This is a genomic window from Novacetimonas cocois (genome assembly GCF_003311635.1).
GTDB classification, from domain to species: Bacteria; Pseudomonadota; Alphaproteobacteria; order Acetobacterales; family Acetobacteraceae; genus Novacetimonas; species Novacetimonas cocois.
Window position 1 is genome coordinate 36,622 of sequence record NZ_QEXL01000001.1, and the last position, 21,871, is coordinate 58,492.

Consider the following 21,871-nt stretch of genomic DNA (forward strand, 5'->3'; position numbering starts at 1 on the left):
CATGGATGCAACGCGACTGAAACCTGTTGATGTTGTCGTCATCGGTGGCGGCTGGGCCGGTTCGATCATGGCCAAGGAAATGACCGAGGCGGGACAGAAAGTTGTCATGCTGGAACGCGGTCCCGACCGCAGCACCGCCGTCGAGGGGGCCTATCCCGGTTCCATTGACGAACTGGAGGGCAACTATCGTTACCGCCTGTTCCAGGATCTTTCGAAAAATACCGTTACAATCAGGAACAATATGCACCAGCGCGCCCTGCCGTACCGGCGCATGGCCGCGTTCCTGCCGGGCGAGGGCGTGGGCGGCGCGGGACTGCACTGGTCCGGCGTGCATTTCCGCATGCCCCCCGATGACCTGATCCTGCGTTCGAAGGTGATCGAACGATATGGAAAATCCTTTATTCCCGAAGGCATGAACCTTCAGGATTACGGCGTCACCTATGACGAACTCGAACCGTTTTTCGATCGCGCGGAAAAGGTGTTCGGCACGTCGGGCGAACCTTACATGATCAACGGTCAGGTCGTGGGAAAGGGAAATGTCTTTTCCCCGTCACGTTCGCAGCCGTTCCCGCTGCCCGCGCTCAAGGATGTCTATACCGCGCACCTGTTTCGCAAGGCCGCGACCGAGGCGGGATTCCATCCCTATTCCCTGCCTGCGGCCAATGCGTCGGCCCAGTACACCAATCCCTATGGCGCGCAGATGGGGCCATGCAATTTCTGTGGATATTGCAGCGGTTATGCCTGTTACATGTATTCCAAGGCATCGCCGAACGTGAACATCCTGCCGGTCCTGCGGCGTGACCCGCTGTTTGAACTGCGCACGCATGCCCATGTGCTGCGCGTCGAAATGGACAGCACGAAAACCCGCGCCACCGGCGTGACATATGTTGACCGGGACGGACGGACCTGGACGCAGCCCGCCGAACTGGTGATCATCAGCGCGTTCCAGTTCCACAATGTCCGGCTGATGCTGCTGTCGGGCATTGGCAAACCTTATGATCCTGTCGCGAACGAAGGGGTCGTGGGACGGAACTTCGTCTATCAGAACGTCACGACCAGCTTTGTCTGGCTTAACAAAAATATCGAGACCGAACAGTTCGTCGGGACAGGTGGCGGCGGCGTCGCCTTTGACGATTTCAACAGCGAAAATTTCGATCATGGGCCGCTGGGCTTTGTCGGGGGATCACCGGTCTGGGTGAACCAGGCGGGGGTCAAGGCCATTGCCGCCGCGCAGGCGGGTGGCCCGCCCGGCACGCCGCGCTGGGGCAGCGCGTGGAAAAAGGGGATGGTCGATACCTATCGCCATTCCCTGCGGATCGACGCGCATGGGGCAAACATGGCCTATCGCGATGTCTTCCTCGATCTCGACCCGACATGGAAGGACGCCTATGGCCTGCCGCTCCTGCGCATGACGTTTGACTGGAAAGACAACGATATCCGGATGAACCGTTACGTCGTCGATCGCATCGGGGAGGTCGCGCGTGCCATGGACGCGCGGCAGGTGCAGCTGACAAAGCGGGAATTCGGCGTGCCGTTCGATACGCGAAAATACCAGACAACCCATCTTGGCGGGGGCGCGGTAATGGGCACCGATCCCACCACCAGCGCGCTGAACCGGTATCTGCAGTCATGGGACGTGCCGAACGTCTTCGTCATTGGCGCGAACGCCTTTCCCCAGGGGACGGGATATAACCCGACCGGAATGGTCGCGGCCCTTGCCTACTGGTCGGCATATCATATCCGCCAGACCTATCTGAAAAATCCCGGCCCGCTGGTGTCCCTGTGAGGGGGCGGCACGTCATCGGCCTGCTTGCCGGGTTTGCCGGATGGGGGCTGCACGCGGCATCCGCCGAACCGGCGCGCGATGAACGGGCGGAAATCGCGGCGGGGGAATATGTCGCCCGTGCCGCCGATTGCGGCGCGTGCCATACCCTGCCGGGGCATGCGCCTTTTTCCGGGGGGCTGGCGTTCCACCTGCCAATGGGCACGATCCGTTCCACCAACATAACACCCGACCCGAAGGCAGGCATCGGCAGCTATAGCGAGGCGGAATTCGCCCGCGCGGTGCGTCAGGGCATACGGCGCGACGGGGCGACGCTGTATCCCGCCATGCCCTATCCGTCCTATGCGCGCATGACGGATGCGGATGTCCATGCGCTGTATGTCTATTTCATGAAAGGCGTTACCCCCGTCGCAACACCGGTCGCGCCCAATGACATCGTATGGCCGCTTTCGATGCGCTGGCCGCTGGTGGCATGGCGGATGATGTTCGTCCCGTCGGAGGACCAGGCAGGTCAGCAGGTCCGGCGCGCTTTTGCCGATCCGCAGCTGGCGCGCGGGGCATACCTGGTGGAAGGGCCGGGCCATTGCGGGGCGTGCCATACGCCGCGTGGCATCGCGATGCAGGAAAAGGCCCTGACGGCGGCGGACGGGCCGCTGTTCCTGTCGGGTGGCGGCACGGTTGACGGCTGGAACCCCGTCAGCCTGCGGGGGGAGGCACGCGTCGGGCTGGGCCGGTGGAGCGAGGATGACATCGTCACCTTCCTGCGCACCGGGCGCGTGACGCATGCGGCAGCGTTTGGCGGCATGACCGACGCCATCAGGCACGGGACGCAGCACATGACGGAAGAGGACCTGCGTGCGATCGCTCATTACCTGAAATCCCTGCCCCCCGCGCGGGCGGAGCAGGCGACGTGGCAGTATGACGCGGTAACCGGCCGCGCCCTGCATGCGGGGGACCTGTCGGCGCGTGGCGCGCGGGCCTATGTCGACAGCTGTGCCGCCTGTCACCGCACCGACGGGCATGGATATCCTACGACCTTTCCCCCGCTTGCGGGCAATCCGGTGGTCATGGATGCCTCCGCCACGTCGCTGATCCGCATCGTGCTGACCGGCAGCGTGCTGCACGCCACCCATCAGGCGCCGTCTTCCTTCGTCATGCCCGGCTTTGCCGCGCGGATGGACGACCGGACGGTGGCCGATGTGGTGAGCTTCATCCGGCAGTCATGGGGCAACGCGGCGCAACCCGTCAGCGCGTCGGACGTGGCGGCGGTGCGACGTTCGATACAGGAAGCCACGCAGGGGCAGGAGGACGCGACGTCTTCCGCGCGTCAGCCCCTGAACTGAATGTGAAGGAATGGCGGGCGATCTGGCGGCCACGGGGTGGTTGTCCATCCCGTCATGCTTCTTCACTGTAGGCAGCAAGGGAGGGTACGGTCATGAAACGTCGTTCATTACTGGGCGCGGCAGTTCCCGTGGGGGTCGCGGCCCTTGCCATGGCGGGCGCAGGACAGGCGGCCCGTGCCGCGCCGGCCGCCACGGGCCGGATGAACCGTGATTATGGCCTCAATTCCGCGGGGCCCTTTGAAATCGTGGCCCGTTTCGACGGTCCCGGCCCGTCGGGCATCGCGGTCACGCCGGGACGGCGGATTTTTGTCGGCTTTCCCCGCCATGCCATCAACCATGCCGGCGTGACGCTTGCCGAACTGCGCGCCGACGGGCTGCATGCCTATCCCGATACGCAATGGAGCATGCCCTCGGACCGGCCGCCGCAGCAGCGCCTGATGTCGGTACACGGCATGACGACCGATACGCGCGGGCGGCTGTGGTGCATTGACGACGGCAAGCTGGCGGGACAGTCGCTGGCCCCCGGCGCGGCGAAGGTGATCGGCATCGATCCCGAAAAAAACACCATATTTGCCAATATCGTGCTGCGCCCCGGCATCGTCCTGCCGGACAGTCATATGAACGACCTGCGCGTTGACCTGACGCACGGGGCGGCGGGCACCGTCTATGTCACGGATTCATCGTTCGGCCTGTCGCCCGCGCTTGTGGTGGTCGATATCGCCACCGGACGGCAGCGCCGGGTGCTGGCGACCCATCCCGCCGCCCAGGCGGAACGCGGGTTCATGGCGGTGGTGGAGGGACGGCCGCTGGTCTTCGATCCCCCCCGGCACAAGCCGGGCTTCGTCTGGGGCGGAATAGATGGGATCACCCTATCGCCCGACAGCCGCACGCTGTATTTCTGTCCCCTGACCAGCCGGCGCCTGTACAGCATCCCGACCGCCGTGCTGTCGGACTTTTCCACGACGGAGGCGCAACTGGCGCAGGCCGTGCGTGACGAAGGCGAAAAAGGCGTGGCCGATGGGCTTGCCACCGATGGGCAGGGACGCATTTACACCACCAATTTCGAACATGACGCCATTTTCCGCCGTAACGTGGACGGGTCTTTCGACACCATGGTGCGCGACCCACGCGTCCTGTCCCCGGACGGGATTTTTGTCGATGGCAATGATGTCTATTGCACGTTGGGACAATGGAACCGCCTTGGTGGGCTGAATGGCGGGCATGACCTGCGGGTGCCCCCCTATTACCTGATCCGCTTTCCCGCCGATCCCCCCGACGCCGTGGACGCGCTGCATGTGAAATAGGCGCATTGCAAAGACGGCGCCCGCATGTGCGCTAACTCTTTCCCTTTGGCGTGAATTGCGGCAAGAATCCCGTCATGAATATTCTGTCGCGCACGATGATGCCCCTGATCCGGCGTCTTGATCCCGAGGACGCCCATCAGCTTGCCCTCAATGCCCTGCAACTGGGACTGGGAGGCGTGTCCGATCCTGCCCGGGACGATCCCGCCCTGTCGGTTCGTGCCATGGGGCTGCGTTTCCCCAACCCGATCGGCATCGCCGCGGGCTTTGACAAGAATGCGCTGGTGGTGCGTCCGCTGGCGCGCTCCGGCTTCGGCTTCGTGGAGGCGGGGACCGTCACGCCGCGTCCGCAGCCGGGCAACCCGCGCCCGCGCCTGTTCCGCCTGAACGAGGACCGGGCGATCATCAATCGCATGGGGTTCAACAATCAGGGGATTGACCGTTTTGCCGTGCGTCTGGCGCGGCTGCAGCGCGTCAGCCCGTCGGGCCGCAATTTCGGCGCGCGCGTGCCCGTGGGCGCGAACCTTGGCATCAACAAGACCGGCGCCGACCCCGAACGCGACTATCCGATGCTGGTCGGCCGCATCAAGCATTACGTCGATTACATCGTCATCAACCTGTCTTCCCCCAACACGCCCGGCCTGCGTGACCTGCTGGAGGCCTCGCGCCTGAAATCCATCCTTGATGCGATCGCGGCGGCGCATCCCGAACGGCCGCCGCTGCTGGTCAAGCTGTCGCCCGACATGGCGCGCGATGACATCCCCGCCGTGGTCGATGCCGTGATCGGGGGCGGGGCGCAGGGCCTGATCGTGACCAACACCACCATTTCGCGTCCCCGCAGCCTGCGCAGCGCCTATGCCAATGAAAGCGGCGGCCTGTCGGGACGTCCGCTGACGCCGATGGCGTGCGATACGCTGGCGCATGTGTCGCGCGCGGCGCAGGGGCGGCTGACGCTGGTGGCGTGTGGCGGCATCGAAAGCGGGGCCGACATCGTGGAGCGCGTGCGCATGGGTGCCGACCTGGTGCAGCTTTATACCGCCTATGCCTATGAAGGACCGTCGATCCTGCCGCGGCTGAAGCACGAGACGCTGAAGGAACTGCGCCAGCAGGGGTTCGAGACGCTGTCTGATGCGAAAGGAACTGCCCTGGCATGAAGGAAAGCACGGGAATTGGTCCCCTTTCGGGGGATTATGACGGGTATATCGTGGATCTATGGGGCGTCATCCATAATGGCGTGGCCCCCTATCCCGGTGCCATCGACTGCCTGCGTCACCTGAAACAGGCGGGACGGCGGGTCATCCTGCTGTCGAACGCGCCGCGTCGGGCCGTGACGGTGCGCAAGGGGCTGCGGGCCATGGGCGTGACCGACGATCTGTATGAAGGGCTGATGACCAGCGGGGAATGCACGCGCCTGATGCTGCAGTCCCGCACCGATCCATGGTTCGCGGGACTGGGGCGGCGGATGCTGCACCTTGGCCCGAAAAAGGATGTGGACCTTTTCACGGGGCTGGACCTTGACGTGGTGGAGGACGCGGCACAGGCGGATTTCGTCCTGAATACCGGGCCGGATTCCGACCGTGGGGAAGAAGACATCACGCCCTACCTGCCTGTCCTGCAGGAATGCGCGGCGCATAAGCTGAAGATGATCTGCGCCAATCCCGATCAGCAGGTCATCCGTGGCAACCGTCGCCTGCTGTGCGCAGGAGCGCTGGCCAGCCGGTACGAGGAAAGTCAGGGCGGGGAGGTACGCTGGATCGGCAAGCCCCATCCGGAGGTCTATGAACGGGTGGCGCGGATGATGGACCTGCCCCTGTCGCGTATTCTTGCGGTGGGGGATTCCCTCGCGACCGACATGCGCGGTGCAAAGGGCGCGGGTGTCGACGGGTGCTGGGTCCTTGGCGGCATCCATCAGGAAATGCTGGGCGGAAGCTGGGAAAAGGACAGGGACGCCGATTATGATCTGGCAGTAGAGGAAGCCCACGGCGCGGGACTGGACCCTGCGGCCTGCGTGCCGTCCTTCCGCTGGTGACGGGTCTGCACCACCAGCGGGCAGCCAGATGAAAGGGGCAGGAAGTTTCTGGTGAAGCTTTTTCAAAAAGCTTCGAAAGACGTCACCTTTTTGGAAAAAGGCGACACCCGGAAACTTTTGTCATTTTCAACAGGTTGGTTTTAAACGGTTTCCTGTCCGAAAAAGTCTCTTACTGATACTGGCGTCCATTGACGATGACATATCCGGGGATGCGCCAGCTACGTCCCGTGCCGTGATGCGTCCAGTCGATCCCCTGACTGCGCAGGTTGTCAAAGTAATAGCGACCGACAACATCCACCTGATCGCCCTTTGCCACCCACGGCCATTGGGGCGCGTTCATCTGGTCAAGGTCGGAGACGATGCGGATCGAGATGTCCGACCCCACATCGACATAGAAATATCCGTGCCAGCCACTGCGTGTCCGCCGTGCCCTTGATACGGCGATCACCCGCCCGCAGACATGTTCCGGCAGGTCGGCATGGCGCGTGTGGCGTTCCTCATTCTCGAACCGGGCCTGATCCTCGAGGAAGCGGCGATTGTCGCAGCTTGGCGAGACGGAGTCCCACGCCAGCGCCGCATTGCTGGCGACAAGCTGCGACGTCGTGACCATCATGGCGCCTGCGCAAAGGGATCGCAGCAGGGTTCGGCGTGCTGACATTCACTGTCCTCGTCTTTTGTGTGTCTTTTGTGTCCGTGCCTGTCTTCCTTGCGTTGGATGCATGCGTGCGTCAATGACTTCCTCACGCATGCGTTATATGCGGTCAGGGCTTTCTATTTCTTTTCCGACAGAAGCTGCTGGCGTGCCTTTTTCAGTTCCGCCCGCCCGGCGGCGTCCAGTTTCGGCATCTTCAGATTCAGCTGCTCCAGCGCGGCAATGATCGCCTCGATCACCACCAGGCGCGCAAACCATTTCTGGTCCGCCGGAACGACGAACCACGGCGCATGCACGTCCGCCGTGTTGCGGATCGCCTGTTCATAGGCGTTCTGGTAACTGTCCCAGTACTGGCGTTCATGAATGTCGCCGATGGAGAATTTCCAGTTCTTGTCGGGATGGTCGATACGCGACAGGAAACGCTTGCGCTGTTCGTCCTTGGAAAGGTGAAGGAAGAATTTCAGGATGACCGTGCCCTGCCGTGCCAGGTAATCCTCGAAATGACGGATGTCGCGGCAGCGGTCGTCCCACAGGGTAGGGGACTTGCGCAGCTGCTGCGGGATTTTCTGGTTTTCCAGGATTTCCGGATGCACGCGCGTGACCAGCACTTCTTCGTAATGGCTGCGGTTGAAGATGCCGATATGCCCCCCCGCCGGTAGCGCCAGATGTTCGCGCCACAGATAGTCATGGGCAAGCTCCACCGGGCCGGGCTGCTTGAAGGACGTGACATTCACCCCTTCTGGATTGATGCCCGACATCACGTGCTTGATGATGCCATCCTTGCCCGCCGCGTCGGGGGCCTGCAGCACGATCAGCACCGACCATTCGCCATTGGCGTACAGGCGTGACTGAAGTTCCGACAGCCGCCCGATCCGTTCATACAGCCGTCGCTTGCCGGTTTTCTTTTCCAGTCCGCAATCTTCCGCCGCGCGGGTGGGGCAGGCGGACAGCCTGAAGTTCGTTCCATCGGTAATGCGAAAACGCGTTGCCAGCTCGATTTCCGTTTCGGTCTTGTCCTCCATGAATCCGGCTCAGTCCTTCATGCCCTTGGCCACCGCCAGGCCACCGGCCGCCTGGCAGGTCGGCATCATTTCGATCTGGTTGATGTTGACGTGTGGTGGCAATCCCACGATCCATGAAACGGTTTCGGCAATGTCATCGGGCATCAGGGGGTGCGTCCCCTCATACACCGCCGCCGCCTTGGCATTATCGCGCAGGCGCACCTGGCTGAATTCACTGCCGCCACACAGGCCGGGCGCAATATTGGTGACCCGCACGTTCTGGCCCAGAAGATCGCAGCGCAGGTTGCGCATGAACTGTTCGACAAAGGCCTTGGTCGCGCCATACACGTTCCCGCCGGTATAGGGATAGATCCCGGCCGTGCTGCCCAGCGAGACGATATGCCCGCGATCACGCGCGACCATGCCCGGCAGCAGCGTGCGCGTCAGTTCCACCATTCCCGTGACGTTGGTGGCGATCATGTGTTCCCAGTCGCTGATCTCCGCCTCCTGCGCCTTTGCGATTCCCAGTGCGAGGCCCGCATTGTTCACCAGTATGTCGATCGCGCGCCATTCCTCGGGCAGGGCATCGGGCAGGGACTGGATCGCGGCCTTGTCCATCATGTCGAGGCGGAACGGCAGCAGCGCCTTTCCCAGCTGTGCCGCCAGCGTGTCCAGCCGTTCCTGACGGCGACCGGTGGCAATCACATGATATCCGTCACGCACGAGACGCGTGGCGATGGCCTTTCCAAATCCGGACGTGGCGCCGGTGACAAGGGCAATCTTGGGCATCGGATGCTTCCTTTCGGTCTGTTGGGATGCAGGGGGAGGGGAACAGTGTGATGCTCCTGGTCAACATATTCAAATTCACGGGGCATGTTTACGGGGGCGCGCATGTTCAGGAACACACATGCGCGACATGACCATGACGAACGACCCCACATGCATGGATTACGCATCAGGATGGCGGATTTTCCATGAAATGGTTGCAAAGCAGCGGGAATCTGGTTCTATCCTCAGGCATGGCTAAGATATCCATGACATCAGGTCACAACCTGACCGGACATTTGCTGGTGGCGACCCCGGCCCTTATGGATACGCCCTTTGCGCGTAGCGTCATCTACCTGTGTGCGCATTCGGCGGAAGACGGGGCCATGGGACTGGTGGTCAATCGCCGGTTGTCCCAGCCCATGCTTGATGACGTGCTGGAGCAGCTTGGCGTGGCCCCCGTGCCACCGCGCCGCCGGATCGGGATCTGCGCTGGCGGGCCGGTCGACAGCTCACGCGGGTTTGTCCTGCATTCCGCTGACTGGGAAGGCAACGGCAGCATGGCGGTCAACGACAGCACCATCCTGACCGCAAGCCTCGATATCCTGCGGGTCATCGCGGACGGGGCAGGGCCACAGCACGCCCTGCTGGCGATGGGGCACGCCAGTTGGGAGGCCGGGCAGCTGGAAGACGAAATCCTGCACCACAATGCGTGGGTGTCTGCCCCCGCAACCGAAGACATCATCTTCAGCCCCGATCACACCGGCAAATGGCGGCAGGCACTGGCAAGCGTGAATATCGATCCCGCATGGTTCAGTTCATGCAGCGGGAACGCCTGACCGAGAACATTGCGGCCGGCAGCACGCCACGGACCGAAAAAGGGGAGCACATATGAAAACAGGGACCGTTTCCGGTCCCTGTTCCCTGTTGCGGCCCGTTCCAGATGGAAAAGGCTCAGTCCGCGGTTTCAGACTCTTTTTCGTTGTCGCCTTCATCCCCTTCCGTCGCGGAGGCGGCGGGATCGTGGGAGATGTAGTCGAAGTCCAGCTTGCCATCCTTGAGCGAAATCTTGACGACCCCGCCCTTGACCAGCTTGCCGAACAGCAGTTCCTCGGCCAGCGGCTTCTTGATGTTTTCCTGAATGACGCGACCCAGCGGACGCGCGCCATACAGCCGGTCGTACCCACGTTCCGCCAGCCATTCCTTCGCGGCCGACGAAATCTCGATCATCACGTTGCGATCCGCCAGCTGGGCTTCCAGCTGGAAGATGAACTTCTCCACCACACGGTCCACCACTTCGGGCGACAGGTGGGCAAAGGGAATGATCGCATCCAGGCGGTTGCGGAATTCGGGGGTGAAGATGCGCTTGATGGCTTCCTCGTCCTCACCCTCCCGCCCGTTGCGGGCGAAACCGATGGCTTCCTTGCTCAGGTCGGCGGCCCCCGCGTTGGTCGTCATGATCAGCATGACATTGCGGAAATCGACCGTCTTGCCGTTGTGATCCGTCAGGCGGCCATGATCCATGACCTGCAGCAGGACATTGTAAAGATCCGGATGCGCCTTCTCGATCTCGTCAAGCAGCAGGATCGCATGCGGGTGCTGGTCGATCGCATCGGTCAGCAGTCCGCCCTGATCGAACCCGACATAGCCCGGCGGCGCGCCAATCAGGCGCGAAATCGAATGCCGTTCCATGTATTCGGACATGTCAAAGCGGATCAGTTCGATGCCCAGCGTGCTGGCCAGCTGCTTTGCCACCTCGGTCTTGCCCACGCCCGTCGGGCCGGAGAAGAGGTAGTTGCCGATCGGCTTTTCCGCATCGCGCAGACCCGCGCGCGACAGCTTGATCGCCGCCGTCAGTGCCTCGATCGCCTTGTCCTGCCCATAGACCATGCCCTTGAGGTCACGTTCGAGGGAACGCAGCGTCTCCTTGTCGTCCGACGACACGCTCTTGGGCGGGATGCGGGCGATCTTGGCGACGATATCCTCGACATCCTTCAGGGTGATGGTCTTGCGCCGCCGGTTTTCGGGCACCAGCATGCGCGACGCCCCCACCTCGTCAATGACGTCGATGGCCTTGTCCGGCAGCTTGCGGTCATGGATGTACTTCGCCGCCAGTTCCACCGCCCCACGGATCGCGTCATCGGTGTAACGGACCTTGTGGTGCTTTTCGTAATTGACCTTCAGCCCGCGCAGGATCTTGACCGCGTCATCGACGGACGGTTCGGCCACGTCGATTTTCTGGAACCTGCGCACCAGCGCCCGGTCCTTTTCGAAATGCTGGCGGTATTCCTTGTAGGTGGTGGAGCCGATGCAGCGCAGCGTGCCTGCCGCCAGAGCGGGTTTGAGCAGGTTGGACGCATCCATCGCACCGCCTGACGTGGCGCCCGCGCCGATTACGGTATGGATTTCGTCGATGAACAGGATGCTGCCCGGATTGTTGTCAAGCTCCGTCACCACGGCCTTCAGCCGTTCCTCGAAATCACCGCGATAGCGCGTGCCCGCCAGCAATGCGCCCATGTCGAGGGAATAGATGGTGGAGTTGAGCAGGACCTCCGGCACGTCGCCTTCGACGATGCGCTTGGCCAGCCCTTCGGCAATCGCGGTCTTGCCCACGCCGGGGTCGCCCACGTACAGCGGGTTGTTCTTGGTGCGGCGGCACAGGATCTGGATCGTGCGTTCGATTTCCGAATCGCGCCCGATCAGCGGATCGATCTTCCCCTCGCCAGCCTTGTCGTTGAGGTTGGCGCAGTAGGTCGAAAGGGCGTCCTGGCTTTTCTGCCGTCCCTTGCCGGTTTCCTCGCGCTCCGGGTCCGGTCCTTCGGACGGGGTGCCGGCGACGGGGCGACGGGTGGAGCGTTCCGGGGCCTTCGCGATCCCGTGGGAGATGAAGTTGACGGCGTCCAGGCGCGTCATGTCCTGCAGCTGCAGGAAATAGACGGCATGGCTTTCGCGTTCGGCGAACAGGGCGACAAGGACGTTTGCCCCCGTGACCTCGTCCCGGCCGGTGGACTGGACATGGATGGCCGCGCGCTGGATCACGCGCTGGAAGGCGGCTGTCGGCTTGGGATCGACGGCGCGGTCGGACGCCAGCCCCGCCAGATCCTTGTCCAGGAATTCCGTCAGGTCATGCCGCAGCTTGTCCAGGTCGACGCCACAGGCCCGGAAGACCGTAACCGCGTCCGGGTCGTCGATGAGGGAGAGAAGAAGATGTTCGAGGGTGGCATATTCATGCCGCCGTTCGCTGGCGAGTGTCAGCGCACGATGAAGCGTCTGTTCCAGATTACGTGACAACATGCCGAGACGCTCCTTTTCCAGAGGGGGCCGTTGCGGCCCCGGGGATCATGACCGGACAATCAACCTGATCTTTGTCCCGTTGCGGAGAGAATGCCAGAGGAAATTTGCATAAATCCGCATGAAAGAATGCAAGAGGGGAAAAATGCCTGACCGTGGCCTCAGTCCTTTTCGATCGTGCATTGCAGGGGATGCTGGTTCTGGCGTGCAAGGTCCATGACCTGCGTGACCTTTGTTTCAGCGACTTCGTAGGTGAAGACGCCACATACGCCGACGCCACGCTTGTGGACATGCAGCATGATGTCGGTCGCCTCCTCCCGGTTTTTCTGGAAAAACCTTTCCAGAACGTGAACGACGAATTCCATTGGCGTGTAATCGTCATTCAGCATCAGAACCTTGTACATCGCCGGCTTGCGGGTCTGTGGCCGGGTCCTGATGACAACGCCCGCCAGCCCGTCGTCATTGCCGTTGTCGCCGGTGCCGTCGGGACGGCGCGGGGGCGTGTTTCCGCCATGCGCGTGCGCAGGCATGGTCCCCGCGCGATGCGGCGACGGTTCGACGGCAGTGAAGGGTAGGCTCTTGACGGACATGATCTTACCATATTGGAAGTCCATTCCCCGTTGAAAGGGGCTGCGGGCATTATTGGTCATGATTTTTTCGCCTCCTCGCGGTTTCGTGTGACGAAGTGACGTGACGTGGGCGGTCGCGCAATACAAAGTTGCATGCAGCTTACGGTATTTCCCCGATTCCGCTCTGGACGCTGGCGTCCCGCGCTGTCTAGGATGGGGCGGAACCAATTGGTCATATGATGGAGGCCCGGGGACAACGCCCCATGGCGCAGCACTGGATGATAATCACCACATGTCCGCTTTTCCCCATCGTATGATGCGCCTTTTCATTGCACGCGCCGCCCGGATGAAGGTTTCCCTTCTGACATTCGTGGGTCTGGCGGCATTCCTCCTTGGTGGCGCGGGACAGGCGCGGGCCCAGTACGTGGGGCAGATCAGCTCCATCGTCATGGACGCGCGCACCGGTGCCATCCTGTCGCAGTCGAATGCCGACCTGCGCCGCTATCCCGCCAGCCTGACAAAGCTGATGACGCTTTACCTGACGTTCAAGGCGTTGCGCGCGGGGCGCATCACGCTGGATCAGGTCGTGCCCGTCAGCGCGCATGCCGCCTCGATGGAGCCGTCGAAGCTGGGCCTGCGTCCGGGCAGCTACCTGACGGTGGAGGAGGCGATCCTCGCGCTCGTGACGAAATCGGCCAATGACGCCGCCTGCGCGCTGGGGGAATTCCTCGGCGGCGGTAACGAGGCGGTCTTTGCCCAGATCATGACGCAGCAGGCGGCACGCCTGTCGATGAACGACACCTCGTTCCGCAACGCCTCCGGCCTGCCGAACGAGGAGCAGATGACCTCCGCGCGCGACCTTGCGACGCTGGCGCGGCACATCGCGCTGGATTTCAGCGAATATTACCATTACTTCGCGGTTCCGGCCTTCTACTTCCGCGGGCGCTATGTTCCCAACCACGACCCGATGCTCCAGTCCTATCCGGGGGCGGACGGGCTGAAGACCGGCTATACCGCCGTGGCGGGGCATAACCTCGTGACGTCGGCGGTGCGTGACAACGTGCGTCTGATCGGCGTGGTCATGGGCGCGTCCTCCAACATGCAGCGTAACGCCGTAATGGCGGACCTGCTTGACGACAGCTTCCGCCGCGAGGGGATCGCCCCCGTGCAGCGGCCGCTGGTCCTGGCGCGCAACACGCTGGCCGCGCGCCGTCGCGCCACGGCCCGTGGGGTGGTGCTTGCCAGTGCGCGCATGCGCATGGACGGGCCGGAACAGGTGGCGGATGCCTCCATTCCGCTGTCCTATGCTCGCATGCGCCGTTCGGGACATGTCCTTTCCACCCATGCGGCCCATGCGCATGCGCCGGCCCATGCCCATGTTCACCTTGTAGGCATGGGGCAGGTCCGGCATGGCACGGCCACTTCCCACAGGGCACGCAGCTAGGGCCAGTGTTCGTCCACGGGCGTTTCGTCCATGGGCGTGAAGCCCCCGTGGATGACATGACAGGGCGATGGGGGTATAGAACCTCCCGCCGTTCAGGGGATGGCATCGCGCCCGCCGGGTCGCGGCGCCGGGCTGCTTGCCCGGTGCGCGCAGGGCAGGGGCGCGATCATGCGGGAATTAGCGACGAAGGGGTATCGGCATGGATGGCGACATGAACGAGGGTAAGATTGTCCTGCATTCGCCCGAGGATTTTGTCGGCATGCGGGCAGCCGGGCAGCTTGCGGCGAAGACGCTCGACATGATTACGCCCCATGTGCGCGCGGGGGTGACGACTGGGGAACTTGACGACCTGATCCATGCCTACATGGTCGAACATGGGGGCGTGTCCGCGACGATCGGCTATCGCGGGTATCAGAAGGCAAGCTGCATTTCCATCAACCACGTTGTCTGCCACGGCATTCCCGGCGACAAGGTGCTGAAGGAAGGCGATATCCTCAATATCGACGTGACCGTCATCCTTGATGGCTGGTTTGGCGATACCAGCCGGATGTACACGGTCGGCACGCCGTCGATCAAGGCGCAGAAATTGATCGATGCCACCTATGAATCGCTGATGCTGGCCATCGCGGCAGTGCGTCCCGGCGCGACGATGGGCGATATCGGGCACGTGATCCAGACCTATGCCGAGGAACGGCGTTTTTCGGTGGTGCGCGATTTCTGCGGTCACGGGATCGGCCGGACCTTCCACGCCGCGCCGAACGTGCTGCATTATGGCCGGCCGGGCCACGGCGTCGTCCTGCGTCCGGGCATGTTCTTCACCATCGAGCCGATGCTCAATATCGGGCGTCCGGACGTGAAGATCCTTGACGATGGCTGGACCGCCGTGACGCGCGACCGTTCGCTGTCGGCGCAGTTCGAGCATATGATGGGCGTGACCGAAGACGGATGTGAGGTCTTTACCTACTCTCCCGCCGGGCTGAACAAGCCGCCTTACGACACCGCCGGCTGAGCGGGTTGGCAGCATGCTCCTGTCTGTCGGGAAGATGAAAATGGATGCGGGGCAGCCCCTGCGCTGGTCGCGCCGGGCCGGTGGGCTGTTGCTGGCGGCCATATTGCTGCTGTCCGATGGCGTGGCTTGTGCCGCGCCGGTGGGCGGGACGGCGCATGATGATCCGCTGGCGTTTGGCGGTGGCTCCGCGCCCGTGCCGTCGATGCCGCCGGTGGGCGGGCGCGATGGCATGGTCGTCTCCGCCCAGACGCTGGCGTCGCAGGTTGGCGCGCGCATCCTGCAGCAGGGGGGCAATGCCGTCGATGCCGCCGTCGCGGTGGGATACGCCCTGGCCGTTGTCTATCCCGCGGCGGGCAATATCGGCGGTGGCGGGTTCATGACCCTGCGCACGCCGGACGGGCATGCGATATTCCTCGATTTCCGGGAACATGCCCCTGCCGCCGCGACAGCCACCATGTTCCAGGACGCCAGCGGCAACGTCATTGCCGGATTGTCGACCAAGGGATGGAAAGCCGTCGGGATCCCCGGCACTGTCGCCGGGCTGGAACTGGCGCGGCAGCGATGGGGACACCTGTCACGCAGGCAGGTCATGGCGCCGGCCATCGCCCTGGCGCGGGACGGATTTGTCCTGACCGATGGAGATGTGGAACTGATTTCCCACGGGAATGACGATTTCCGTCGCGATCCGGTGGCGCGCCGCTTTTTCCTGCGTCCCGACGGCTCCGGGCTGCAGGCGGGCGACCGTCTGGTGCAGCGCGAACTGGCGCAGGTGCTGGAACGGATTTCGCGTCAGGGGACCAGGGGGTTTTACGAGGGACGCACCGCAACCGAGATCGTGGAGGCCAGTCGCAGGGGTGGCGGCCTTCTGACGCGTGCCGACCTGTCGGGATATAGGCCGCGCCTGCTGCCGACCCTGACCTGCGATTATCGCGGATATCACATCGACACCGCCCCCCCGCCCAGTGGCGGCGGCGTCGCGCTGTGCGAGATGCTGAACATCCTGTCGGGCTATGACATGCACCGCCTTGGTCTATACACCGCGCCCGCCGTCGCGCGGGAGGTGGAGGCCATGCGCCATGCCTATGCCGACCGGCAGGACCTTGGCGATCCGGCCTTTGTCGCCAATCCCGTCGCCCACCTGCTGGATGTGGAATATGCGCGCCAGATCCGCGCGGCCATCCCGACCGACCACGCGGTTGCCTCGACAACCATCCGTCCCGGCGTCCCCACGCCCGAGGGGCAGGAGACCACCCATTATTCCGTGATCGACCGGGACGGGATGGCCGTCGCCGTGACCTATACGCTGAACGGATGGTTTGGCGCGGGCATGGTGGCGGGGCGGACCGGCGTGTTCATGAACGATGAAATGGATGATTTCTCCACCCGGCCGGGCACGCCCAACATGTTCGGGATCGTCGGCAGCAAGGCGAACGAGATCGCGCCGGGCAAGACGCCGCTGTCCTCGATGACGCCCACCGTCATTTCGCGCGATGGAAAGCCGGTGATGGTGATCGGCAGTCCCGGTGGGTCGCGCATTCCCACCATCGTCCTGTCGGTCGTGCTGGGCGTGATCGATTACGGGCTGGACATCCAGCACGCTGTCGACCTGCCGCGCATCCATGAACAGTGGCAGCCAGAGGCCGTGCAGGTGGAGCAGGGGGCCCTGACGCCCGGCGTGATCGACACGCTGCGGCGCGAGGGTTACAGCTTCCAGTCCTATCCCCACTGGGGCGTGGCCGAGGGGATCCTTGTCGGGGGACCGCGCCTGAACGCGCCCGCCGGGGACGCACGGTATTATGGCGGTGCCGACCGGCGCCACAGCACCAGTGCCGCGGTGGGGGAATGACCTTTTGCGGGCAGGAGGTTTTTTTCCGACAGGCCCCTTGTGTCCCACGGGGGGATCTGTGTTAAGAAGCACGCGGAAGATCGGCCATAGACGGGTACCTTGCCAACCCGGTCAGGTCCGGAAGGAAGCAGCCGCAGTGAGTTTCGCTCGGGTTATGTGTCCGGTCTTCCACCCTGGATCAAGGCCCCGCCAGCCTGCCGCGCAGGAAATGGCGCGCGCTGTTTACCTAGCCCGGATGCATCAATGAACGCTTCTTCGGATCAGGACCGTTCCGGGGAGGAGGATCTGCCGTCCCCGCCCGTGGATGATGGACCCGGCCTGTTCGGTGATGCGCCTGCGCCGCCTGCCCCCGCCGCGACGGCGACGCCCTATCGGGTTCTGGCGCGCAAGTACCGTCCCACCACATTTGATGACCTGATCGGTCAGGACACGACCGTCCGCATCCTGCGCAATGCCTTTGCGCTGGGGCGCGTGGCGCATGCCTTCATGCTGACGGGCGTGCGTGGCGTGGGCAAGACGACGACGGCGCGCATCATCGCCCGCGCGCTGAACTGCACCGGCCCCGACGGGAAGGGCGGGCCAACCGCCGATCCGTGCGGCGTGTGTCCCAACTGCGTCGCCATCCTTGCCGATCGCCATCCCGATGTCATGGAAATGGACGCCGCGTCGCGCACCGGCGTCGACGATGTGCGCGAGATCATCGAATCGACGCGCTTCCGTCCCATCCAGGGACGCATGAAGGTCTTCATCATCGATGAGGTCCACATGCTGTCGCGCAACGCGTTCAATGCGCTGCTCAAGACGCTTGAGGAACCGCCGTCGCAGGTGACGTTCATTTTCGCCACGACCGAACTGCGCAAGGTGCCGGTGACGGTGCTGTCGCGCTGTCAGACATTCGACCTGCGCCGGGTGCCGCAGGACATGCTGGCCGCGCATTTCGGGCGCGTGGCGGCGGCGGAAAATGTATCCTTTACGCCTGATGCGCTTGCGCTGATCGCGCGGGCGGCGGACGGGTCGGTGCGCGACGGGCTGTCGCTGCTGGACCAGGCCATCGCGCAGGGTACCCTCGATGGCGAGGGACAGGCCGATGCGCAGCCGATCGACGCCACGCTGGTCAGCGGCATGCTGGGACAGGCCGACCGGGGCATGGTGTTCGACCTGCTCGACGCGGTTCTGGCCGGGCGGCCCGGCCAGGCGCTGACCATCACGGACGAGGTGTTCGCACGCGGCGCGGACCTTGGCGTGATGCTGGCCGATGTGCTGGAACTGATCCATACGGTCTCCCGCCTCAAGGCGGTTCCGGCCCTGCGGGAAGGATCAGACCTGCCGGAAATGGAGCGTGAGCGCTGTCTCGCCATTGCGGATCGTGTCTCCGTGCCGGTGCTGGGGCGCACGTGGCAAATGCTCCTCAAGGGACAGGCGGAGGTGGAACACGCGCCTGATCGCAGGCAGGCGGCCGAAATGGTCCTGATCCGCATGTGTTACGTGGCGGACCTGCCGCCGCCGGGCGATCTGGTGCGGCGGATGACCGAACGCGGTCCGGACGCGCCGGCCCCTGACGGGCGCGAGCAACCGGCGTCCGATGCACCGTCGCAGGCAGGCGTCCCGCAGGCCGTGGGGCCGCAGGTTACGGCCGCCGCGCGGGTGGCGCCGGGCGCGCCATCGGGGGGACCGGCGCTGCGCATGGTCGCCAATGGCGGCGTCCGCGTCGATGGCGTGGCGGAAAGCGAGGTTATCGCCCGCCCCGTGCCCGAGACGCGACCCCATCTGCGCACATGGCGGGAGGTCGTGGCGTTCGTTTCGGGACGCGATGCCATGCTGCATGGTCATCTGCGACATTCGACGCATCTGGTGTCATTTGCCGCGCCCGAGATCCGGATCCGCGTGGAAACGGGCGCGATCGCGGGGCTTGCGCGGCGTCTGGAAAACCTGCTGCGCAAGGAAACCGGCGATCCGGCCTGGAAAATCCGCACCTGCGAGGAAGAGGGCGAGCCCACCCTGGCGGAGCAGGGGGCCGAAATCATCCAGATCCATCGCGCGGACGCGGCCTCCCACCCGCTGGTTCAGGCGATCATGTCGGTCTTTCCCACCGCGCGGCTGGGGCAGGTGACCGATCATGCGCTTGACGATTACGGCCTTCCGCCTGAAGACATCACACCAGCCATGTTGGCCCCGGATCTGGAATTCGCGCCACTGGATGCCGAACTGGTGGATGAAGACGATCTGCCCCCCGAAGACTGACGCCTGAAGGAGAGAAATGAACATGAAGAATCTTGCCGGCCTGATGAAGCAGGCCACGCAGATGCAGGCCCGCATGGAAGAAATGCAGGCCAAGCTGGAATCAATGACCATCGAGGGCAGCGCGGGCGCGGGCATGGTGAATGTCACCCTCAATGGCAAGGGTGACATGAAGGCCATCCGGATCGACCCCAAGCTGGCCGATCCCGAGGAAATGGAAATGCTGCAGGACCTGATCCTTGCCGCCTGTGCCGACGCGCGCACGAAGCTCGATGCAACGGCGAGCGAGGAGATGAAGAAGGTGACCGGCGGCCTGAACCTGCCCGGTGGCATGAAATTCCCGTTCTGATCGCAAACCCGAACCACAGGGGGATGTGATGGGCGGCGCGGAAATCGAGCGGCTGATTACCCTTCTGGGACGGCTGCCGGGGCTGGGGCCGCGTTCCGCCCGGCGCGCCGCACTCGCGCTGCTTCGCCAGCCCCATGCGCGCATGCTGCCGCTGGCGCAGGCGATGGAACATGCGGCCCGCGCGGTGCGGACCTGTTCCACCTGCGGTAACCTGGATACCTGCGACCCGTGTTCGATCTGTGCCGACCCGTCGCGCGACCGCGGGCTGGTCTGCGTTGTTGAAAACGTGGGCGACCTGTGGGCGCTGGAGCGCGCGGGCGTGCATCGTGGCGTCTATCAGGTGCTGGGCGGAACGCTGTCGGCGCTGGATGGAATCGGGCCGGAAGACCTGAACGTCGCCCCGCTTTATGCCCGGCTGGAGGCCGGCGGCGTGCGGGAGGTCATCCTGGCGCTGGGTGCCACGGTCGATGGCGCCACGACGATGCACTGGCTGCATGACAGCCTGTCGCGGTTCAACATTCCCGTCAGTCGCGTGGGGCAGGGCGTGCCGGTTGGCGGCGCGCTGGATGTCCTTGATGACGGCACGCTTGCGGCCGCGCTGATGGCGCGCCGGCCGGCATGACGGTGGACGCGATGTCTTGGCCCGTGCCGGCCGCGATACCGCGCGTGGCACTGGTGACGGGGGGCGGCGCGCGACTGGGACGCGCCATCGCCCTGGAACTGGCGCAAAGCGGTTTTGACGTGGCGATCCACTATAACGCCAGCCATGACGCGGCGCGGCAGACACTGTCGGACATCATGGCGATGGGCCGTGCCGGATGCCTCGTGCGGGCCGACCTGTCGCATGAGGAGGAGGCGCGTGGCCTTCTGCCGCGCGTATGTGAAAAGCTGGGGCCGGTGGGGGTGCTGGTCAACAATGCCAGTGTTTTCGAGCGGGACGAGTGGGATACGGCAACGCGGGAGGGATGGGATGCCCATCTGGAGCCCAACCTGCGCGCGCCCTTTGTCCTGATGCAGGAATTCGGCCGGCAGATGCCCCCGGACAGGCAGGGCATGGTACTGAACATGCTGGACGAGCGCGTATGGTCGCTTACGCCGCATTTCATCAGCTATACCGTGTCCAAGGCGGCGCTGTGGTCCCTTACGCAGAGCATGGCGCTCGCCCTTGCGCCGCGCGGCATCCGGGTCAACGCCATCGGTCCCGGCCCCGTGCTCCCGACGCCACGACAGACCCCTGCGCAGTTCGCCCGTCAGTGCGCCGCCCTGCCGCTGGGTCATGGCGCGACGGTGGCGGAAATCGCCCATGCGGTCCTGTCGCTTGTCTGCATGCCTTCTGTTACGGGGCAGATGCTGGCGCTTGACGGGGGACAGCACCTGCAATGGTCGCCCGCCGCGCCTGCCGCAAGGTCCCTGCCCGATAACGGAATGCATGACGGCACATGAACGTTTTTCCCCCGTGGCCGGACCGGCCCGCCCTGCGGTGCGTCTTTGTGCGCGACCTGTTGCTGGACGCCAATATCGGCGTCTTCGCGCATGAGCAGGGAGTAACGCAGCGCATCCGCGTCAATGTCGCGTTCGGGGTGACGGATTCGCCGGGTCTGGACGTGGGTGAGGACGACCTCGCCCGCACGGTCTCCTACGAGGATGTGGTGCTTCTGGTGCGTGGCCTCGTGCGGCAGGGGCATGTGCAACTGGTGGAGACGCTGGCCGAACGGATCGCCGCGGGGATGCTGTCCGATTCGCGGATTCGCGTGGCCCGGATCCGGGTCGAGAAGCTTGATATCTTCGACGATGCCGAAGCCGTGGGCGTGGAGATCGAACGCCGCAATCCCCACGCGGCATAGGACTGCGCGACGCGCGGCATCGGGGCCATGCATCGCGCGGTCGTGATGGTGGTGGCGAAGATCAGTTGTCGTGATCTTCCTTGTCGGTCTTCAGGTCGATGTCCGCGCTGCTGATTTCATCGTCGTCATCGTCAAGTCCGACTTCGTCTTCCATCACGTCATCCGCGTCGGCATCCGCGTCCGTGTCCAGATCCGTATCGGGATCGAGGTCATCGGACGTGGCCGCCTTTTTGGGGGGAACGGGGGCCGCGGGTTCCACGGGACGCCGCACGCGCGGCAGTTCCACCGGCTGTTCCGTGCCGCATTTCGGGCAGACCGCCGGATTCCTGTTCAGATCATAGAAGCGGGCGCTGCAGGAGACACAGACGCGCTTTGTGCCGAGGTTGGGCTGGGCCATCTTGAACCTG

At 64.1% G+C, this 21,871-nt stretch carries 20 protein-coding genes and 1 other RNA gene; 15 read left to right on the top strand and 6 right to left on the bottom strand.

What is annotated here, in order from left to right; genetic code table 11:
- Position 1: 1 nt before the first annotated feature.
- From NJLHNGOC_RS00155 to NJLHNGOC_RS00175, 5 genes are all read left to right on the top strand, one after another.
- Positions 2-1,786 (top strand): GMC family oxidoreductase, encoded by a 1,785-nt coding sequence (locus tag NJLHNGOC_RS00155; protein WP_113594584.1) that lies wholly within the window; start codon positions 2-4, stop codon positions 1,784-1,786.
- Positions 1,783-3,126, top strand: a complete 1,344-nt coding sequence (locus tag NJLHNGOC_RS00160) for a c-type cytochrome (protein WP_113594585.1) — start codon at positions 1,783-1,785, stop codon at positions 3,124-3,126. Before NJLHNGOC_RS00155 ends, NJLHNGOC_RS00160 begins: the two co-directional genes overlap by 4 nt.
- Before the next feature lie 92 nt (positions 3,127-3,218).
- Positions 3,219-4,430, top strand: coding sequence for an L-dopachrome tautomerase-related protein (locus NJLHNGOC_RS00165; RefSeq protein ID WP_113594586.1), 1,212 nt, complete (start codon positions 3,219-3,221; stop codon positions 4,428-4,430).
- Between the two features lie 74 nt (positions 4,431-4,504).
- Positions 4,505-5,581, top strand: a complete 1,077-nt coding sequence (locus NJLHNGOC_RS00170; protein ID WP_113594587.1) for a quinone-dependent dihydroorotate dehydrogenase — start codon at positions 4,505-4,507, stop codon at positions 5,579-5,581.
- Positions 5,578-6,456, top strand: coding sequence for a TIGR01459 family HAD-type hydrolase (locus tag NJLHNGOC_RS00175; RefSeq protein WP_113594588.1), 879 nt, complete (start codon positions 5,578-5,580; stop codon positions 6,454-6,456). Before NJLHNGOC_RS00170 ends, NJLHNGOC_RS00175 begins: the two co-directional genes overlap by 4 nt.
- Positions 6,457-6,625: 169 nt before the next feature.
- Here NJLHNGOC_RS00175 and NJLHNGOC_RS00180 read toward each other — a convergent pair whose 3' ends face one another.
- The 3 genes from NJLHNGOC_RS00180 to NJLHNGOC_RS00190 form a co-directional block, all read right to left on the bottom strand.
- The gene (locus NJLHNGOC_RS00180; RefSeq protein ID WP_113594589.1) at positions 6,626-7,114 is read right to left on the bottom strand and encodes a DUF3465 domain-containing protein; all 489 of its coding nucleotides are present in this window, start codon (positions 7,112-7,114) and stop codon (positions 6,626-6,628) included.
- 113 nt (positions 7,115-7,227) lie between these two features.
- Positions 7,228-8,130 (bottom strand): polyphosphate kinase 2 family protein, encoded by a 903-nt coding sequence (locus NJLHNGOC_RS00185; RefSeq protein ID WP_113594590.1) that lies wholly within the window; start codon positions 8,128-8,130, stop codon positions 7,228-7,230.
- Positions 8,131-8,139: 9 nt separating this feature from the next.
- A complete protein-coding gene (locus tag NJLHNGOC_RS00190; RefSeq protein WP_113594591.1) occupies positions 8,140-8,898 on the bottom strand; it encodes an SDR family NAD(P)-dependent oxidoreductase in 759 nt (252 codons plus the stop codon).
- Between the two features lie 245 nt (positions 8,899-9,143).
- On the opposite strand from NJLHNGOC_RS00190, the gene NJLHNGOC_RS00195 reads away from it, so the two are divergent.
- The gene (locus NJLHNGOC_RS00195) at positions 9,144-9,713 is read left to right on the top strand and encodes a YqgE/AlgH family protein (protein WP_408890343.1); all 570 of its coding nucleotides are present in this window, start codon (positions 9,144-9,146) and stop codon (positions 9,711-9,713) included.
- Between the two features lie 115 nt (positions 9,714-9,828).
- Here NJLHNGOC_RS00195 and clpA read toward each other — a convergent pair whose 3' ends face one another.
- Both clpA and clpS read right to left on the bottom strand, forming a co-directional pair.
- Positions 9,829-12,168 (bottom strand): ATP-dependent Clp protease ATP-binding subunit ClpA, encoded by a 2,340-nt coding sequence (gene clpA, locus NJLHNGOC_RS00200; protein WP_113594593.1) that lies wholly within the window; start codon positions 12,166-12,168, stop codon positions 9,829-9,831.
- Between the two features lie 158 nt (positions 12,169-12,326).
- Positions 12,327-12,695, bottom strand: a complete 369-nt coding sequence (clpS, locus tag NJLHNGOC_RS00205; RefSeq protein ID WP_113594781.1) for an ATP-dependent Clp protease adapter ClpS — start codon at positions 12,693-12,695, stop codon at positions 12,327-12,329.
- A 352-nt stretch (positions 12,696-13,047) separates the two neighbouring features.
- Here clpS and NJLHNGOC_RS00210 point away from each other — a divergent pair, with 352 nt between their 5' ends.
- The 9 genes from NJLHNGOC_RS00210 to NJLHNGOC_RS00250 all read left to right on the top strand — a co-directional run bounded on the left by NJLHNGOC_RS00210 (position 13,048) and on the right by NJLHNGOC_RS00250 (position 21,464).
- Entirely contained in the window at positions 13,048-14,178 is a 1,131-nt protein-coding gene (locus NJLHNGOC_RS00210; protein ID WP_113594594.1) for a D-alanyl-D-alanine carboxypeptidase family protein, read from the top strand.
- A 199-nt stretch (positions 14,179-14,377) separates the two neighbouring features.
- On the top strand, positions 14,378-15,187 hold the full coding sequence (gene map, locus NJLHNGOC_RS00215; RefSeq protein ID WP_113594595.1) for a type I methionyl aminopeptidase: 810 nt from the start codon (positions 14,378-14,380) through the stop codon (positions 15,185-15,187).
- 40 nt (positions 15,188-15,227) lie between these two features.
- Positions 15,228-17,033, top strand: a complete 1,806-nt coding sequence (ggt, locus tag NJLHNGOC_RS00220; RefSeq protein ID WP_113594782.1) for a gamma-glutamyltransferase — start codon at positions 15,228-15,230, stop codon at positions 17,031-17,033.
- A gap of 75 nt (positions 17,034-17,108) precedes the next feature.
- An RNA gene (ffs, locus tag NJLHNGOC_RS00225) (signal recognition particle sRNA small type) lies at positions 17,109-17,205 on the top strand.
- Between the two features lie 71 nt (positions 17,206-17,276).
- On the top strand, positions 17,277-19,274 hold the full coding sequence (locus NJLHNGOC_RS00230) for a DNA polymerase III subunit gamma/tau (protein ID WP_113594596.1): 1,998 nt from the start codon (positions 17,277-17,279) through the stop codon (positions 19,272-19,274).
- Between the two features lie 22 nt (positions 19,275-19,296).
- Positions 19,297-19,620 carry a YbaB/EbfC family nucleoid-associated protein gene (locus NJLHNGOC_RS00235; protein WP_110525580.1) on the top strand — a complete coding sequence of 108 codons (324 nt, stop codon included), beginning with the start codon at positions 19,297-19,299 and terminating at the stop codon, positions 19,618-19,620.
- A gap of 28 nt (positions 19,621-19,648) precedes the next feature.
- A complete protein-coding gene (gene recR / locus NJLHNGOC_RS00240) occupies positions 19,649-20,242 on the top strand; it encodes a recombination mediator RecR (protein ID WP_165829302.1) in 594 nt (197 codons plus the stop codon).
- Between the two features lie 11 nt (positions 20,243-20,253).
- Positions 20,254-21,063 carry an SDR family oxidoreductase gene (locus tag NJLHNGOC_RS00245; protein ID WP_408890345.1) on the top strand — a complete coding sequence of 270 codons (810 nt, stop codon included), beginning with the start codon at positions 20,254-20,256 and terminating at the stop codon, positions 21,061-21,063.
- Positions 21,060-21,464, top strand: a complete 405-nt coding sequence (locus tag NJLHNGOC_RS00250) for a dihydroneopterin aldolase (protein ID WP_110525588.1) — start codon at positions 21,060-21,062, stop codon at positions 21,462-21,464. Before NJLHNGOC_RS00245 ends, NJLHNGOC_RS00250 begins: the two co-directional genes overlap by 4 nt.
- Positions 21,465-21,525: 61 nt before the next feature.
- Here NJLHNGOC_RS00250 and NJLHNGOC_RS00255 read toward each other — a convergent pair whose 3' ends face one another.
- Complete coding sequence (locus NJLHNGOC_RS00255; RefSeq protein WP_113594783.1) at positions 21,526-21,861, bottom strand: TIGR02300 family protein; 336 nt, start codon at positions 21,859-21,861, stop codon at positions 21,526-21,528.
- Positions 21,862-21,871: the final 10 nt, after the last annotated feature.